11 protein-coding genes are annotated in these 15,397 nt (G+C 61.1%); 8 read left to right on the top strand and 3 right to left on the bottom strand.

The annotated features are described in order from the left end of the window. Positions 1-152 precede the first annotated feature (152 nt). Positions 153-965, bottom strand: a complete 813-nt coding sequence (locus ACO06O_RS12150) for a helix-turn-helix transcriptional regulator (RefSeq protein ID WP_421880085.1) — start codon at positions 963-965, stop codon at positions 153-155. A gap of 115 nt (positions 966-1,080) precedes the next feature. Here ACO06O_RS12150 and ACO06O_RS12145 point away from each other — a divergent pair, with 115 nt between their 5' ends. Next, entirely contained in the window at positions 1,081-2,109 is a 1,029-nt protein-coding gene (locus ACO06O_RS12145; protein ID WP_420419992.1) for a histone deacetylase family protein, read from the top strand. Further along, entirely contained in the window at positions 2,106-2,987 is an 882-nt protein-coding gene (aguB, locus tag ACO06O_RS12140; RefSeq protein ID WP_421880084.1) for an N-carbamoylputrescine amidase, read from the top strand. The genes ACO06O_RS12145 and aguB overlap by 4 nt, the downstream gene beginning before the upstream one ends. A 1-nt stretch (position 2,988) precedes the next feature. On the opposite strand, the gene ACO06O_RS12135 is transcribed toward aguB, so the two are convergent. Beyond that, positions 2,989-5,862, bottom strand: a complete 2,874-nt coding sequence (locus ACO06O_RS12135; protein WP_421880082.1) for an ATP-binding protein — start codon at positions 5,860-5,862, stop codon at positions 2,989-2,991. A 403-nt stretch (positions 5,863-6,265) separates the two neighbouring features. Between ACO06O_RS12135 and ACO06O_RS12130 the strand changes: the two genes are divergently transcribed. Continuing rightward, a complete protein-coding gene (locus ACO06O_RS12130) occupies positions 6,266-8,032 on the top strand; it encodes a putative bifunctional diguanylate cyclase/phosphodiesterase (RefSeq protein WP_421880080.1) in 1,767 nt (588 codons plus the stop codon). A 32-nt stretch (positions 8,033-8,064) separates the two neighbouring features. Continuing rightward, positions 8,065-8,457, top strand: a complete 393-nt coding sequence (locus ACO06O_RS12125) for a response regulator (protein WP_421880078.1) — start codon at positions 8,065-8,067, stop codon at positions 8,455-8,457. Between the two features lie 19 nt (positions 8,458-8,476). Here the strand turns inward: ACO06O_RS12125 and ACO06O_RS12120 are convergent, their stop codons facing one another. Continuing rightward, positions 8,477-10,096: an ATP-binding protein gene (locus tag ACO06O_RS12120; protein ID WP_421880076.1), complete on the bottom strand. Its 1,620-nt coding sequence runs from the start codon at positions 10,094-10,096 to the stop codon at positions 8,477-8,479. Between the two features lie 425 nt (positions 10,097-10,521). Here ACO06O_RS12120 and ACO06O_RS12115 point away from each other — a divergent pair, with 425 nt between their 5' ends. The 4 genes from ACO06O_RS12115 to ACO06O_RS12100 all read left to right on the top strand — a co-directional run bounded on the left by ACO06O_RS12115 (position 10,522) and on the right by ACO06O_RS12100 (position 15,396). Next, positions 10,522-11,928, top strand: a complete 1,407-nt coding sequence (locus ACO06O_RS12115) for a multicopper oxidase family protein (protein ID WP_421880074.1) — start codon at positions 10,522-10,524, stop codon at positions 11,926-11,928. Between the two features lie 163 nt (positions 11,929-12,091). Then, a complete protein-coding gene (gene moaA, locus ACO06O_RS12110; protein ID WP_421880072.1) occupies positions 12,092-13,093 on the top strand; it encodes a GTP 3',8-cyclase MoaA in 1,002 nt (333 codons plus the stop codon). 5 nt (positions 13,094-13,098) lie between these two features. Continuing rightward, positions 13,099-13,359, top strand: coding sequence for a hypothetical protein (locus ACO06O_RS12105; RefSeq protein ID WP_421880070.1), 261 nt, complete (start codon positions 13,099-13,101; stop codon positions 13,357-13,359). Positions 13,360-13,368: 9 nt separating this feature from the next. Further along, positions 13,369-15,396 (top strand): 4Fe-4S dicluster domain-containing protein, encoded by a 2,028-nt coding sequence (locus tag ACO06O_RS12100; protein ID WP_421880068.1) that lies wholly within the window; start codon positions 13,369-13,371, stop codon positions 15,394-15,396. The last annotated feature ends 1 nt before the right edge of the window (position 15,397 follow it).

Here is a 15,397-nt window from a genome sequence, read left to right as displayed (position 1 = left end):
CCTTCTCTGCCCGACCCCGCACGCGCCTGGTTGCCGAATTCGTTTCAGTGTTCGGCGGCTTCTTCCGATGGCGCGTTCAAGCCGTTCCTGTCAGGCAAAAGGGTAAGTCCGAAATCGCGCGGGCGTAAATATCCCCCGGGGGGTATAGCGGGTCAGACCTCGTCTCGGCCGGATAAGGCATTGAGAAATAGGGAAAATAACTCGCTCTGCGAAGAGATGTTCAGTTTCCGGTATGCGTTTTTGCGGTGAATTTTAACCGTTCCGGGACTGATCGAAATCGTCCGCGCGATGGATTTTGTCGAATGGCCGCGCAGGATCAGACCGGCGATTTCCCGTTCGCGATCGGTCAGTTTCTCGGTCCCGAACTTCTCCAGGGCGGCGTCGATCTCTTCCGGCGCGATGCCGTCTTCCGTTGCCGAGGCGCCATAGGATTCATTGGCGAAGTGACGGCGGTTCAGGGCGGCGAAGACCGGCAGGACGCGGCGCAGATTGGCGACATCGCGGGCGCTGAACCGGGTTTCGTCGCGCAGCCGCCCAAGCGAATAGAACAGATGCCGCCCCGTCGGCAGGTCGATCAGAATTGCCAGCTCGTCGCGCAGCAGGATCGTCCCGTAATACTGTTTGAAATAGGTCGACTGTTGAAATCGGTCCGGCGCGACATCCTTGATCTGCAAAACGGCGCAGGGCGCGGACTGGCGATAGGCGACATAGAACGGGTCCAGCAGATAGGCCCCGTCCAGATAGCGCTCGATGACTTCCGATCGGCGTTCGGCGCGGACATTGTCAAAGACATGAACCGGCCGCCTTGCGCCCTGAAGCAGGGTCAGAAAACAGCCGCGAAACGACGCGTTCAGCCGCAGATAGTCCAGGACCGTCGGCACGAAAGCGGCCGTTCCGACCGCCGTGATGGCGGAAGCGAGCGCGTCCTCGACAGTCTCGTATTTCGGTCCGTCCGATCGGTACACGCCGGTATCGACCCTTTCCGTGCCGCGACCCATCCCCAAAGGGATATTTACGCATAAGTTCCCTGGCCGTCATGGTATGCGTCCGTAATCCGATTGAGAAGGGGGAGTTGGCGGAATGCTGACGGTTCAGACAGAGAAACACCTGCTGCGCGATTCGAAGACGGAACTGCATGGCGGTCTGCTGGTGCCGCCCTTCGAATGCCCGGCGCGGGTCGACCGGATCCTGGCGCGTGTCAAAGCGGTCTCACTGGGCGAGGTGATCGAACCCCGCGACTTCGGAATGGACCCGATCCGGCGCATTCACGATGCCGGATTCCTGGACTTCCTGGCCAATTGCTGGACCGAATGGCAGGCTGCCGGTTTCAAGGGCGAGGCGATCCCGACGGCCTGGCCGGCCCGGCGCATGCGCGAAACGCCGCCGAAATTCATCGACGGCAAGCTGGGCTATTACGCGCTGGCGGCTGAAACCGCGATTTCCAATGGCACCTGGGAGGCGGCGCTGGCCAGTGCCAATGTCGCCCTGACCGCCCAGGCGGCGATTGCCGAGGGCGCCGGATCGGCCTTTGCCCTGTGCCGCCCGCCGGGCCATCACGCGACGTCGGACATGTATGGCGGCTATTGCTTCATCAACAACGCGGCGGTCGCGGCGCAGGCTTTCCTGGATCAGGGGGCATCGCGCGTTGCGATCCTGGATGTGGATTTCCACCACGGCAACGGCACCCAGGACATTTTCTACGGCAGGGACGACGTCCTCTTCCTGTCCCTGCATGGCCGTCCGGAAGACGCTTTCCCATATTTCCTGGGCTATGCCGATGAAACCGGCAAGTCGCAGGGGGAAGGGTTCACGGCCAATTATCCCCTGCCGCCCGGCACGGCCTATGATGCCTGGGAGGACGCGCTGAAATCCGCCTTGGCGCGGATCGACGCCTATGGACCGGATGCGGTCGTGATCTCGCTGGGGGTCGACACGTTCAAGGACGACCCAATCTCCTTCTTCAAGTTGGAAAGCGACGATTACAAACGCTACGGCAAACGGATCGCCGGATTGAACCGGCCCACCCTTTTCGTCATGGAGGGCGGTTATGCCGTCGACGAAATCGGCATCAACGCCGTCAACGTCCTGACCGGGTTCGAAGACCGATGAGTGGTCGGATGCTGACCGTCGCCGCGACGCAATTCGCCTGCGACTGGAACCTGAACGCCAATCTGGACAAGGCCGAGGCGGCCGTACGTCAGGCAGCGGCAAAGGGCGCCGGGCTGATCCTGCTGCAGGAATTGTTCGCAACCCCCTATTTCTGCCCGGATCAGAAACAGGATTACTTCTCTCTGGCCGCGCCGCTGGAAGGGAACCCGATCGTCGCGCGTTTCGCCGATCTGGCGAAGGAGCTATCCGTCGTCCTGCCGGTCAGTTTCTTCGAGCGGGCCAACAATGCCTATTACAACAGCGTCGCCATCGCCGACGCGGACGGCGCGGTGCTGGGCGTCTATCGGAAAAGCCACATACCGGACGGGCCCGGTTATCAGGAAAAGTTCTACTTCAATCCGGGGGATACCGGCTTCCGGGCCTGGGATACCGCCGCCGGCCGGATCGGGGTCGGCATATGCTGGGATCAATGGTTCCCGGAATGCGCCCGGTCGATGGCGTTGATGGGAGCGGAGATCCTGCTTTATCCGACGGCGATCGGCAGCGAACCGCAGGACCCGTCGATAAACTCCAAGGACCATTGGCAGCGGGTGATGCAGGGCCATGCGGGCGCCAATCTGACGCCGCTGGTCGCGAGTAACCGGATCGGGGCCGAACCGAACGAAGCGGCGGAGATGACCTTCTATGGTCATTCCTTCATCGCCGACGAGACCGGCGAGAAAATCGAAGAGGCGGATAACAGGACCGCGACAGCGCTGGTCGCGACATTCGATCTGGATGCCATCCGCGCGCGTCGGGCGTCCTGGGGCCTGTTCCGCGATCGGCGGCCGGAACTCTACGGGCCGGTGCTCAGTCTCGACGGTGCGGCGGTACGATAGGTCAGGCCTTCTCCCGACCCTTTGCCGCCTCGTCTATCCTGTCGATCAACTCGCTGATGACAAAGGGCTTCTGGACGAATTTGGCGGCGTCGATACCGGCGTAGCGGGCCTGGACAGCGGCGCCGCTGCCGCCGGAGACGACGACGACCGGGCCGTCCGGGTTCAGTTTCCGGTACTGCGCCGCCAGTTCCCAGCCCTGCAGTTTCGGCATGCTGTCATCCGTGATCAGGACGTCGACATCGCCCGGCCCGCCTTCCAGATAGGCCAGCGCCCGTTCCGGGTCGTCGAAACTGCGCACCTTATGGCCGGCCCGTTCCAGCAGGCGAATGGCCATGACATTGTTTTCGACCTCGTCATCGACATAGACGACGCTGTAATGCCTGATCTCCGAGGCCGTCGGAAGCGGTTCCGGCGTGGGGTGCGTCTCTGCGGCGTGCAGGCCGGTGTCCGCAGGGATCAGAACCGTGAAGGTGCTGCCCCTATCGACCTTGCTGTCGACCAGGATGGTGCCGTGCAGGGCGTCCACAATCCCGCGGCATGTGGACAGTCCGAACCCCGTCCCCCGGCCGGAACCCTTGGTGGTGAAATACGGTTCGAAGATCTTGCCTAGTACGTCTGGCTCGATGCCGCAGCCGGTATCGCTGACATCGACCCGGATGGCGTCACCGGGGCTCAACGGCGGATTGATCCGCGCGAAATCGTCTGAGATATGGGTCTTGCTGGCCCGGATATCGATCCGCCCTTCCCGGTCGCCGATAGCGTGATAGGCATTGGTGATCAGGTTCATCAGGACCTGATCGAACTTGCCCGGATCGCCGACCAGCATCGGAATGTCCGGGACGATATCGACGGACATCTCGATGCTGGCGGGTATGGACGCGGACATGAATTTGACCGAACCGCGAATCAGCGTGTCGATGTTGAAAGGGATCGATGCGTCCGTATCGCCGCGCCGCGAGAAGGCGAGGATCTGTTCGACCATCCGCCTGGCGCGCTGGGCGCCACGGAAAATGGCCTCCGCGTCCTCATGCGATTGCGTTCCGGGCTCGAAATCCTCCATTAGCATTTCCGAATAGCCGAGGATCGGTGTCAGGACATTGTTGAAGTCGTGGGCCATGCCTCCGGCCAGAGCACCCATCGTTTCCAGCCGCTGGGAATGCAGCAATTGCTGCTGCAGTTCGGTGCGTTCTTCTTCGGCGCGAATGCGGTTCAATTCCGCCGCCGCCCGGACCGAGAACACGGACAGAAGCGAGCGCATGAGTTCCGGATCCCGAACGGGTCGGTCCATCATCACGACCAGCATTCCAATAACGCGGCCCTTCTCGTCCCGAAGTGGTACGCCGCCATAGCTTTCGATCCCGCATTCCCGCAGGAATGTGTCGCGTGGAAACATGTTTGCGACCCCGGACGTGTGCAGCACCATCTTGCCACCCAACACCTCCGCGCAGGGCGCACCGTCGACGGAATAGGAAGATCTTTCCAACGGACCTTCGGCATTCGCCCCGGCCAGAATTTCGACCGTCATGGCATTGCTGCGGCTGACCCGGGCGATCCACGCGGTCTTGTTCCCGAACTCCACCAACGCGTTCACCGCATCGGCCAGGAAGGCCTCTCCGATGCCGCCGGACACGGTTGCCTGAATCGCGCGCTGGACCATCTCCTCACGGTACTTTTCCAGGATGTCCCGGCCCGTGCCCCGGTAACCGACAAATGTGCCGTCCTCACCGAAGATTGGTATGCCGCTTACGGCGACGATGGTTTCCGACCCGTCGTGTTTCCAGCCGCGTACGGCGAGGTCCCGAAACGGTTCGCGGGCCTTCATACGGTCCAACCGGGTCCGGCAACCTTCATTGTTCGGATCAAAGCCCGGGCTGTCTTGGATGGGCAAACCGATCACCCCGCCATCGGTCGAAACCTGGGAATCGCGATCTGACAGGAAAGTGTATTTCAGCTCCGCATCGCATTCCCAGAAGAAGTCGGAGGCAGCACGCGAGAAATCCCGGAACCGGGCGTCCCGCTCATGCAGTTCGCGGGTCGCGCGTTCGATTTTCTGCCGCGCATAGACCAACAGCAAAAGGTCGCCGACGGCATGGATGAAGCTGATGTCCTCCGGTACCCAGATCCGTTCCGTCCCGACGGTCTCGAAACAGATGATGCCTCTGCCGCCATCCTGGAGATCCAGTTCGACGTCGCATAGCGCGGTGACCCCGGTGGCCGGAAGGTAGCCCTGGCGAAAATCCTTCGTTCGGACGTCGTCCCAGCAGTTCGACACCGCCAAGACGTGATCCCCGCTTAACCCTTCAAAATAGGCTGGAAAGTCGTCCTCTCCCAAGATCATGCCGACGCCGTCGCCTCGGCGCATGCGGTCGAAGGAGGCGACACACTCGACCTGTCGGCTCTGCGGGGCGCCGATCCAGATGCTAGCCCGGTCCACCTTAAGGGCGTCCGCGGCGATTTCCAGGACGACCTCGTCGAAGTCTTCCCTTTCTTCTTCGGCGATTGAAACGAAGCGTCGCAAAGTGCGCCGGAAGGTCTCGCTTTTCGTCCGGCGGTCCGCCAGTTCCGCTCGGGTCGAGATCAAATCTTCGACGATCCGGTCACGCCCCTGGCTTTTGAATAGAAGATACCCGATGGACGTAACGGCGATGGCGGCCCCGAGAAAGCTCAGAATGTCCTGTATCAGCTTAAGGTCGGATGGGTCTCCCGAGCCGGCTGCGACATAGCGCAGGATCTGCGCCGCCAGGAGGATGGCAAGGGCGAGAACGACCACGGCCTCAATTACAATCGATCGGTTGCAGGCCTGACGATAGGCATAAAGAGCGGCACCCAGCAGGCTGATCGCGAACAAGAGTATGAATGGAATGTTCAAAGACACCGCAAATCTTCCCTTTTCCGATTCCGCCTAGACGCGAGCGTATCCTTCCGGCATTGGCGCACCCTAATTCCCCTGGTCTTAAAAAATCGTGAAAATCCGGGCTTTTTCGGACTTGGAACGGGGGGCGCCACTTACAGATCGGTACCAACCAAACCGTGTATCAGCGGCGCGCTGGTAACCTTTTATTCAGTCTTTTGTGTATATGATCTCCAACGGGAGGGACCCATGTCCGGTTGCGAGGATCGGGCGGGAAAAACCAAGGCCAAAGTGGGGTGCGGCCGATCTGCGCGGGGGCGCAAAAAATGCGTGACCGAAGAAAGCCAGTTCAATGGGATATTCCGTGGTGCCACCCCAAGGCTCATGCCCGCAATTTCGCGCGTCCTCACTTCACTCGGAGTTATCGATGACGGGGGAACAAGGTGTCCGCGCGGCGGGCGACGAACCTTCGTCCGCGCCCCACATTCTGGTGGCCGACGATGAGGAAGCGAACCGGGCCCTGATTCAGCGCCTGCTGTCGCATATGGGCTATCCGCGGGTGACGACAGCCGAGAACGGTCTTGTCGCCCTGGAGCGGCTCAAGGACGGTACGGAAACTTTCGACCTGGTCCTGCTGGACGTGATGATGCCCGGTTGTGACGGCGTCGCGGTGATCGAGGCGATGCGTGCCGACACGCGACTAAGCACGGTGCCCGTCATCATGATTTCCGCCCTGGGCGACAAGGATTCCGTCCGCCGCTGTATTGAGTTGGGGGCGGACGATTTCCTGCATAAGCCGTTCGACAAGGCGATTTTCCAGGCGCGGGTTCGCGCGACACTGGAAAAGAAACGCACATACGATTCAACGATCTCCCAGTTAAGGGATTTTGATCCCGTGACCCGGCTGCGGTTGCTGCCGCGCCTCATCGCCGATGTTAACCGATTGTTCTCACGCGCGGATGCGGAAAGGTTCGGGATCGTCGCCTATGGCCTTAAGATCGATCAGACCGCCAATGTCGGTAGCGCCCATGGCAGCGCCGCCGCCGACCGCTTCCTTGCCCAGATATCTGGGGATCTGAAGGCATTTTTCCCGGAAGGATGCCTCTCCGGGTCACCTGCGCGCGGTCAATTCTGTTTCGTACTGAAGACCGATCTGAACACCGCGACGGATGAAGCGGCCGGCACGATCCGGCGGCTTTCGGACATGCTGGCTGCGCAACGCGTGTCGATTGGCGACCGGACCGTCGGCATAACCGCCAGCATCGGTCTGGCGTTCCGTGGCCCAGGTGGCCGGTGTGACGCGGATACACTTCTGAACCGGTCCAACCTTGCGATGCGAGAAGTGGTGAAATCGGGGGGCAACGGCTACACGGTTTTCGATCCCGGCATGCACGACCGTGTCATCGAACGCCTGCATCTGGAAGCAGACCTGATCGGCGTGTCCGACCGCGATGAATTGATGACCCATTTTCAGCCGATCGTGTCGGTCCGCAGCGGTCGGATTTCCGGCGTGGAATCCTTGCTTCGCTGGTATCACCCTGAAATCGGAATGATCTCGCCGGGATCCTTCATTCCTGTTGCCGAGGAAATGGGTGAAATCGGCAAGATGGGAAATTGGGTCTTGAACGATTCCCTGCGCACGGTGTCGAACTGGCCGGGTTTCTCGCCGGAATGCGTGGTCAATATCAATGTATCCGGCCGGCAACTGGGGTTGCCCGGCTATGCCCAGACCGTGATCAAATCCATCGAAAATGCCGGCATGGCCCCGGAAAGGGTCAAGTTGGAAGTCACCGAAAGCGCGCTGATGGCCGAAAGTGATCGCGGCATGAAGGTCCTGCGGGCCCTGGAGGAAGCCGGGCTGCAATTGGCGATCGACGATTTCGGAACGGGCTATTCCTCCTTTAAGATCCTGCTGTCTTTTCCATTCGACACGCTTAAGATCGACAGAAGTTTCGTCAGTCGAATTGAAAGCGACACGCGCAACCGTAAGATCGTCGGAACGATCACCATGATGGCACATGATGTCGGCATGGATGTCGTCGCTGAAGGCGTCGAAACGGAAAGAGAATTCGCTGCCGTCGCCGAACAAGGCGTGGATTTCGTTCAGGGCTACTACTTCGCCAGACCGATGCCTGCAGAGGATGCCGGGCGTCTGTTGAGCGATGCCCCGGCCTGGACGCTGGATGCGACCTGACCCGGAACGGGAAAACGGGAACAGTACCGAAAATGCAAAAGCGGATATTGATCATCGAAGACGATGCCGGTGTACGCGACCTGGTCGCCCGGTTCTGCACGAAACTGGGCTATATGCCCGCCATCATGGCGGAATCCCGGTATTTTGATGCTGGGCTGGACATAGGCCCAATCGAAGACATTTCCGCGGTCGTGACGGATATCTTCATGCCGGGCAAAAGCGGCATTCAGATCATCAAGGAAATCCGAGATTTGTCCGAATCCGTGAAGATCATCGCAATATCCGGAGGCTGGAGCACGCATGGCAGCCGGGAAGACGCGCTGAAGGCCGCGGCGCTGTTGGGTGTCGACGCGGCACTGGCAAAGCCGTTCACGCTGGAAGACTTCAAATCCTGCCTGCAGGAAGCTGGATTGCCGGTGTCCTGAAAGAACGCGTCCGGCGCGCCTAGACCGTTTCGGGCGGGTTCACGCGATCGGCCGGCAGAACGATCGTGACACGCGTCCATCTGCCCAGTTCGCTTTCGATCCGCAGATTTCCGCCATGGGCGTCGATCATACGCTTGGAAATGCTGAGCCCGAGGCCGGTTCCTTCATAGGCGACCTCCGACGATGCGCGTCCCTGGGCGAACGGTTCGATGATCCGGTCCAGATCCTCAGGCGCGATCCCTTTGCCGGTATCGTGAACGGCGATTTCCAAATCCTGCGTGCCGGTCAACCCGGCACTGATCGAGATACGGCCGCCTTCGGGCGTGAACTTGATTGAATTGGACAGCAGGTTCATCAAGGCTTGGCGCAGCATCCGATTGTCCGCGCGGATTTGCGGCAGATCGCCCGGAATGTCGATTTCAATCGTCTGTGCCTTCTGATCCGCGCGGGATTTGGTCAATCTCAGAGACGCGTCAACCAGGGCGCGGATGGTGAAGTTCTGCTCGTGCAGTTCCATTTCGCCCGCTTCGACACGGGTAATGTCCAGAATATCGCCGATCACGTCCAGAAGATGCTGGGAAGATGCCAGGATATCTTTCAGATACTCTTCATATTTGGTGTTGTTGATCCGGCCCAGCAATCCGCCGATCATGATCTGCGAGAAGCCGATTATAGCATTCAGCGGCGTCCGCAATTCGTGGCTCATATTCGCCAGGAATTGAGTTTTCGCACGGTTCGCGCTTTCGGCCACACTGCGCGCCGCGTCCGCCTCGCGCTTGGCCGTTTCCAACTGTACGGCCAGTTGGATCAGCGCGTTTTCGAACCGCATCCCGACAATGATCAGATAGCAGCCGACGCTGAAAGCCAACAATGCGATCGCGACCGTCTGCCAGAACCTGTTCGACCGCTTCGGCCAGCCGTTCTTCGGCGTGGCGCTGATCCCCCAGGACGTGCCGACCAGCGAGACGTCGAGCGTAACCGGTTCGTCCCCGACCATGCTGCCATCGCCGAAGAACGGTGTTTCCGCCATCTGCCCGGCTTCGATGTGGTACAGCGCCAAATCGTAACGCCGGGTGAACTGAGAAATATTGACCGTTTCCAGCAGGCGTTCGAAGTCAATGACCATCGACGCGACGCCCCAGAGTTTCGGCCTTTCGGTCTCGGTGGTGTTGCGGTAGACCGGGAAGCGCGCAATGATTCCACGACCGCCCTGGATCAGATTGACCGGGCCCGCGATGATGATCCGGTTTTCCTCCACCGCCTTTTTGACCATCGGATACTGATCCGTCAGATCTTCGTACCGGACGCCGATGACGGAGGCGTTGCCTTCCAACGGATAGACATGGGACAGGGTCAGATTCCTGGCCAAGGCGAGATTGCGAATGATGTTGTTGTCGTCGGACAGAAGATATGCCGCCAACCGGTCGAACTCGATCTGACCGAGAGAGGGGCGGACACGGACATAGCTGACCATGCCCCGGACCAACTGGACGTCACGATTGATCTGACGTTCGATGTCGACCCGTAGCCGGTTCAGTTCCTCGCGTGCGTCGACGCGCGTCTGCGCAACGGTCTCGCGATAGGCCGATATTTCAAGCAGGGTTGGCAAGCCAATGCACAGCAGGGCGAGAAAGGCCAACCTAAGGGTGGTCTTACGCCAAACAGACCCGGCTCGGATGCCCAGATTTCCATCCAATGAACCGTTGGTAGAGAAGAACTGGTTCGGCATGCCCTTAATCTATCGAGTTCGGGTAGCGCAATCGTTGCACCGATCTCATTGCATCGCAATGTCGGACGGACCTAATGCACACCTTACAGTGTTGCGATTTCGTTAATGCCCGCCAAGGAGGCGGCAAATGTCTACGTCGCAGGGTAGACAGCGAATTGCAATCGCGTTTTCCAAGGTGCCGACTTCGGCTGCCGGGCCATCCCCAGCCCGGGCCGAAGACGTGAGAACCGGGACGCTCACGCCTGTCGTCGACGAAAGCGATTTTTCGCTATGTTGAATACCGGAAGCGGGAATAGCGTACTTGCGACCGGTTCCTCACGCCCTATTTCAGGACCATGCTGTCACGTCGAACCTTTATCGGGATGAGCGCCGCCGCCGGCGGTCTGGGCATTCTGCCATCGGCCGGGCACGCGTCCGGGCGCGTCCTGACGGCCCAACCCGGTTCCATGCGCTTCGCGGGGGAGGATGTCCCTGCGACCGATGTTTGGGCGTATGACGGCCAGGTGCCGGGTCCGGTTCTGCGATATCGGGTCGGCGAGGAATTGAACCTTACTCTAAAGAACGCGCTGGATCAGCCGACCACCATCCACTGGCACGGGTTGCGCCCGCCGATTGAGATGGACGGCGTACCCTTCATCAGCCAGCCGCCGACGGCGCCGGGTGAAACGTTTCATTATCGCTTCGCCCTGACGGAATCCGGCACCTATTGGTATCACCCGCATGTGCAGGGCTCTGAACAGCTCGGCCGCGGATTGAAAGGCGTGCTGATCATCGATGAGGACGAACCGCCGGAGGTCGATCGCGATATCCTGTGGATGCTGGACGATTGGCGGATGGACGCCGACGCGGTGATCGCACCCTTCGGCGCCGGTCATGACAAAAGCCATGCCGGGCGGATCGGCAATGTCGTCACCGTCAATGGGTCCTTGCAAACGGCCGAACCCGTTCGAGCGGGCGAACGCATTCGACTGCGTCTGCTGAACACGTCCAACGCGCGGCTGTTCGCGCCGCATTTCCCGATGGATCGCGTGTGGATCGTAGCTCTGGATGGGCATCCCGTGCCGCCCCATCGGCCTTCGGAGGGACGTATCTGGCTTGCGCCGGGGGAACGTGCGGATTTGATCCTGGATCTGACCGAGGAGCCCGGGACGACGGTACAGATCGACGACACCGCCTATGGCGACCAGCGCCGCTTTCATCTGATGAGTTTCGTTTACGGCGCCGAACCGGCGCTGCCCGGACGGGACAACCGGCCGGAGCCGGCGGCGCTGACGCCCCATATTCTACCGGAGCCGGATCTGGAACGGGCGGAACGACACGAGGTCGTATTCGAAGGCGGCGCCATGGGCGGACTGCACGGGGCGCAGATGGGAGACCGTTTCCTGTCGATGCGCGAACTGGTCGAGATGGGACATTTCTGGGCCATCAATCAGTCGGTTCCGACGAACATGATGACACCGGATCCGCTTTTGTCCCTGTCTTTGGGCAGCAGCCGGATTCTGGATCTCGCGAATCTGACGGCCTTTCCACATCCGATTCATCTTCACGGCCATGCCTTCCGGGTTCTGACGGTCAATGGCAAACCAGTGCCGAACCGGCCTTGGCGCGACACATTTCTGCTCTGGCCGGACATGACAGCAGAGATCGCCTTTGTTGCCGATAATCCGGGGCAATGGATGTTCCACTGCCACATTCTGGAACATCAGGAGAGTGGGATGATGGCGGTCGTGGACATTGCTTGACCGATCGGGGCCGGTCCTTTCCCATGAGGCGACGACGACGGTGTCGCGTATTGGTAATACCAGTTGATGCGGCACCGACCTAACATTAGAGTGATTCTAACAAGGTGCCGCGGGACCTCCCATGGGGATGCGGCGCCGCACGGGGTGGAAGGATAGTTCGGGTATGACGGAATTGATCGATCCGTTCGGCCGGAAGGTCGATTATCTCAGGATATCCGTGACGGATCGCTGCGATTTTCGGTGTGTGTACTGCATGTCCGAGGACATGACCTTCCTGCCGAAAGCGGACCTTCTGACCCTGGAAGAACTGGATCGGGTCTCGTCGGCCTTTGTGCGGCATGGCGTGCGCAAATTGCGTATCACGGGTGGCGAACCCCTGGTCCGGCGCAACATCATGTCATTGTTCAAGGCGCTGGGCCGGCATCTGGACAGCGGCGCGCTCAGCGAACTGACGCTGACGACGAATGGCAGCCAACTGGCACGATTTGCCGACGATCTATACGCCTGCGGCGTGCGCCGGGTAAACGTGTCCATCGACACGTTGGACGCGGACAAATTCACCGCCATCACCCGGTGGGGCAAGATCGATCAGGTGATGGATGGGCTGAAAGCCGCCAAGCGGGCCGGCCTGCAGGTCAAGATCAACGCGGTCGCCCTGAAGGGGGTCAATGACAGCGAAATCCATGACATGGTCGCCTGGTGCGGCGGTGAGGGGTTTGATCTGACCTTTATTGAAGTCATGCCGATGGGCGACATCGGCAACGAGCAGCGCATCGACCAGTACTGGCCGCTGAGCATGGTGCGGGCCGAACTGGCGTCTCGCTGGACCCTGGAGGAGTCCGACTATGTGACCGGCGGCCCGGCGCGCTATGTCCGCGTCAAGGAAACCGGCGGCCGTATCGGCTTCATCACGCCGCTGACCCATAATTTCTGCGAAAGCTGCAATCGCGTCCGGTTGAGCTGTACCGGCACGCTTTACATGTGCCTGGGGCAGGATGACGCCGCCGATCTGCGCGCGCCGGTTCGCGCATCGGAAGGCGATCAATTGCTGGACGAGGCGATTTTCGAAGCGATCACCCGCAAACCCAAGGGCCATGATTTCGTCATCGACCGGCGCCGAGGCGCCAAGAGCGTCGCCCGGCATATGAGCGTGACCGGAGGGTGACCGCGATGACGGCGCCGCCGATTGCGGGACAGATGCGGGTCTTCGCCCTGGAATGCTTCCCCGATCCCGGGGCGGACCCCAGCGTGGTGATGATCGTCTGTGCATTCAGCGAACAGGAAGCCATTCAGATCGCCTTCGATCATCCGAATGCGTCGCAATACAAGGCGGTTTCCCTGAGCAAGAGCAAGAAACACAAGAAGGCGCCGGGTATGGTTGCGGGCGTACACGGCTTTGTCAGCTGGCCCGCCTTCAAGGCGCTGGGCTAGGGGGGACGAATGCAACTGGGGGACAGCACGGTTCTGGTTTGCGATTGCGCGGGCACGATGCCGTTGGACGGCGCCGCCATCGCCAAGGCCTGCGGCGCGGAGAGCTGCGCGGTAAGCCGGATGCTGTGCCGGGAACAGATCGGCAAGGTCGCCACGGCTGCACGCGCCTCCGACCGGCTCGTCATCGCCTGCACCCAAGAGGGCGCGGCGTTCTTCGAAGCGATCGAAGAGGCCGGCTTGGACGTCGCCCCGAAACTGGTCAACATTCGTGAAAATGCCGGATGGTCGGAGGAGGCGGGCCGCGCGACCCCCAAAATCGCCGCCCTGTTGCAAGAGGCCACGCTGAAAGCCCCGGACGTTCCGACGGTGGAAATGCCGTCGTCCGGCATCTGTCTGGTCTATGGCGCCGGGCAGGTCGCCCTGGACGCGGCGCGGCAACTGGATGGCCGTATGACGGTTTCTCTGTTGTTGACCGATATGCAGGATCTGATGCCGCTGGGGGTGATGGATCTGATGACGGCGACAGGCAGGATCGCAGCGGCGAAGGGGCATCTCGGCGATTTCGAGATCAACGTCGACAGCTATGCCCCGTTGAACCCGGCGTCGCGCGACGCACTGAGTTTCGGGCGCGCCACCAATGGGGCCGCCGCAAAATGCGATGTGATCCTGGACTTGTCCGGCCGGGCACCGCTTTTCCCGACGCCGGAGCGGCGGGACGGCTATCTGCGCGCAGACCCGGCCGATCCCGTCGCGGTGCAGAAGGCAATCTTCGCCGCATCCGATCTGGTCGGTGAATTCGAGAAACCGCGTTATGTCGCCTTCCGCTCGGAACTTTGCGCCCATTCGCGAAGCCGCGTCACCGGCTGCACACGCTGCCTGGACGTCTGCCCCGCTTCCGCCATTCAACCCGACGGGGAATCGGTCGCGATCGATCCTTATCTGTGCGGCGGGTGCGGATCCTGCAACAGCGTTTGCCCGACCCAGGCGGCATCCTATGCCTATCCCGCCGACCGCTTCCTGGCGGAGCGTACGCGTACGCTCTTGTCGACCTATCTGGCGCAGGGCGGTAAGCGGCCGATTCTGGTGGTGCACGCGTCGGAGCATGGCGGCGGATTGATCGATGCGATGGCCCGTTTCGGGAAAGGACTCCCCGCCAGGGCGATTCCTTTCGCGGTGCATGAAACGACCCAGATCAACGCCGAATTCCTGATGACGGCTTTCGCCTTCGGGGCCGAACGTATCGTGCTTCTGGTTGGGGACAAGCGCCGCGCGGAGATCGACGGATTGGCACAGCAGGCGGGCTTGGCCGAAGCGATCCTGACCGGGCTGGGTTACGATTCGGGGCTGGTCGAGGTTCTGGTGACCGACGATCCGGACACGCTGGAGACCGCCTTGTGGGACGCGCGCAAGCCGAAACGCGCGGTGACGACGGCCGCCAGTTTCCTGCCGCAGCCGGAAAAACGGACGAACATGCGCCTGGCGACGGACCATCTGCGCAAATCCGCGCCGGACCCGTCGGATCATGTGTCCCTGCCACCGGGCAGCGCATTCGGCCGTCTGCGCATCGATGCGGAAAACTGTACCCTGTGCCTGTCCTGCGTCGGCGCCTGCCCGACGAATGCGCTGACCGACAATCCCGACAAGCCGCAGCTGGGTTTCCAGGAAAGCGCCTGCATTCAATGCGGTTTGTGCAAGAACACCTGTCCGGAAAAGGTCATCGCCCTGGAACCGCGCTATCGCTTCGGCGAAGGTGCGAACGAGCGGGAAATCGTGAAGGAGGAAGAGCCCTTCGAATGCATTTCCTGCGGCAAGCCCTTTGCGGCGAAATCGACGATCGAGAAAATGATCGCCACCCTGGGCGGAAAGCATTGGATGTTCCAGGGCGCGGGGGCGGACAGGCTGAAGATGTGCGAAGACTGCCGCGTCGAGGCCGTGTTCAACGACGAACCTCATTTGGCGGCAGGCGGTCGGCCGATGCCGCGCACGACCGACGATTATCTCGCCGCCCGCGACCGGGGCGAGGAGGATCTGGACTGAT

Origin of the sequence: Pacificispira sp., assembly GCF_965228185.1 — a bacterium.
Lineage (GTDB): Bacteria > Pseudomonadota > Alphaproteobacteria > UBA8366 > Aestuariispiraceae > Pacificispira.
Note: the sequence above shows the minus strand (reverse complement) of the source record. Positions and strands in the feature narration are given on the sequence as shown.

Coding starts and splice junctions, on each gene's coding strand:
- ACO06O_RS12130 (WP_421880080.1), top strand. CDS start 6,266: ATGACGGGGGAACAAGGTGTCCGCGCGGCGGGCGACGAACCTTCGTCC.
- ACO06O_RS12100 (WP_421880068.1), top strand. CDS start 13,369: ATGCAACTGGGGGACAGCACGGTTCTGGTTTGCGATTGCGCGGGCACG.
- ACO06O_RS12115 (WP_421880074.1), top strand. CDS start 10,522: ATGCTGTCACGTCGAACCTTTATCGGGATGAGCGCCGCCGCCGGCGGT.
- aguB (WP_421880084.1), top strand. CDS start 2,106: ATGAGTGGTCGGATGCTGACCGTCGCCGCGACGCAATTCGCCTGCGAC.
- ACO06O_RS12145 (WP_420419992.1), top strand. CDS start 1,081: ATGCTGACGGTTCAGACAGAGAAACACCTGCTGCGCGATTCGAAGACG.
- moaA (WP_421880072.1), top strand. CDS start 12,092: ATGACGGAATTGATCGATCCGTTCGGCCGGAAGGTCGATTATCTCAGG.
- ACO06O_RS12125 (WP_421880078.1), top strand. CDS start 8,065: ATGCAAAAGCGGATATTGATCATCGAAGACGATGCCGGTGTACGCGAC.
- ACO06O_RS12105 (WP_421880070.1), top strand. CDS start 13,099: ATGACGGCGCCGCCGATTGCGGGACAGATGCGGGTCTTCGCCCTGGAA.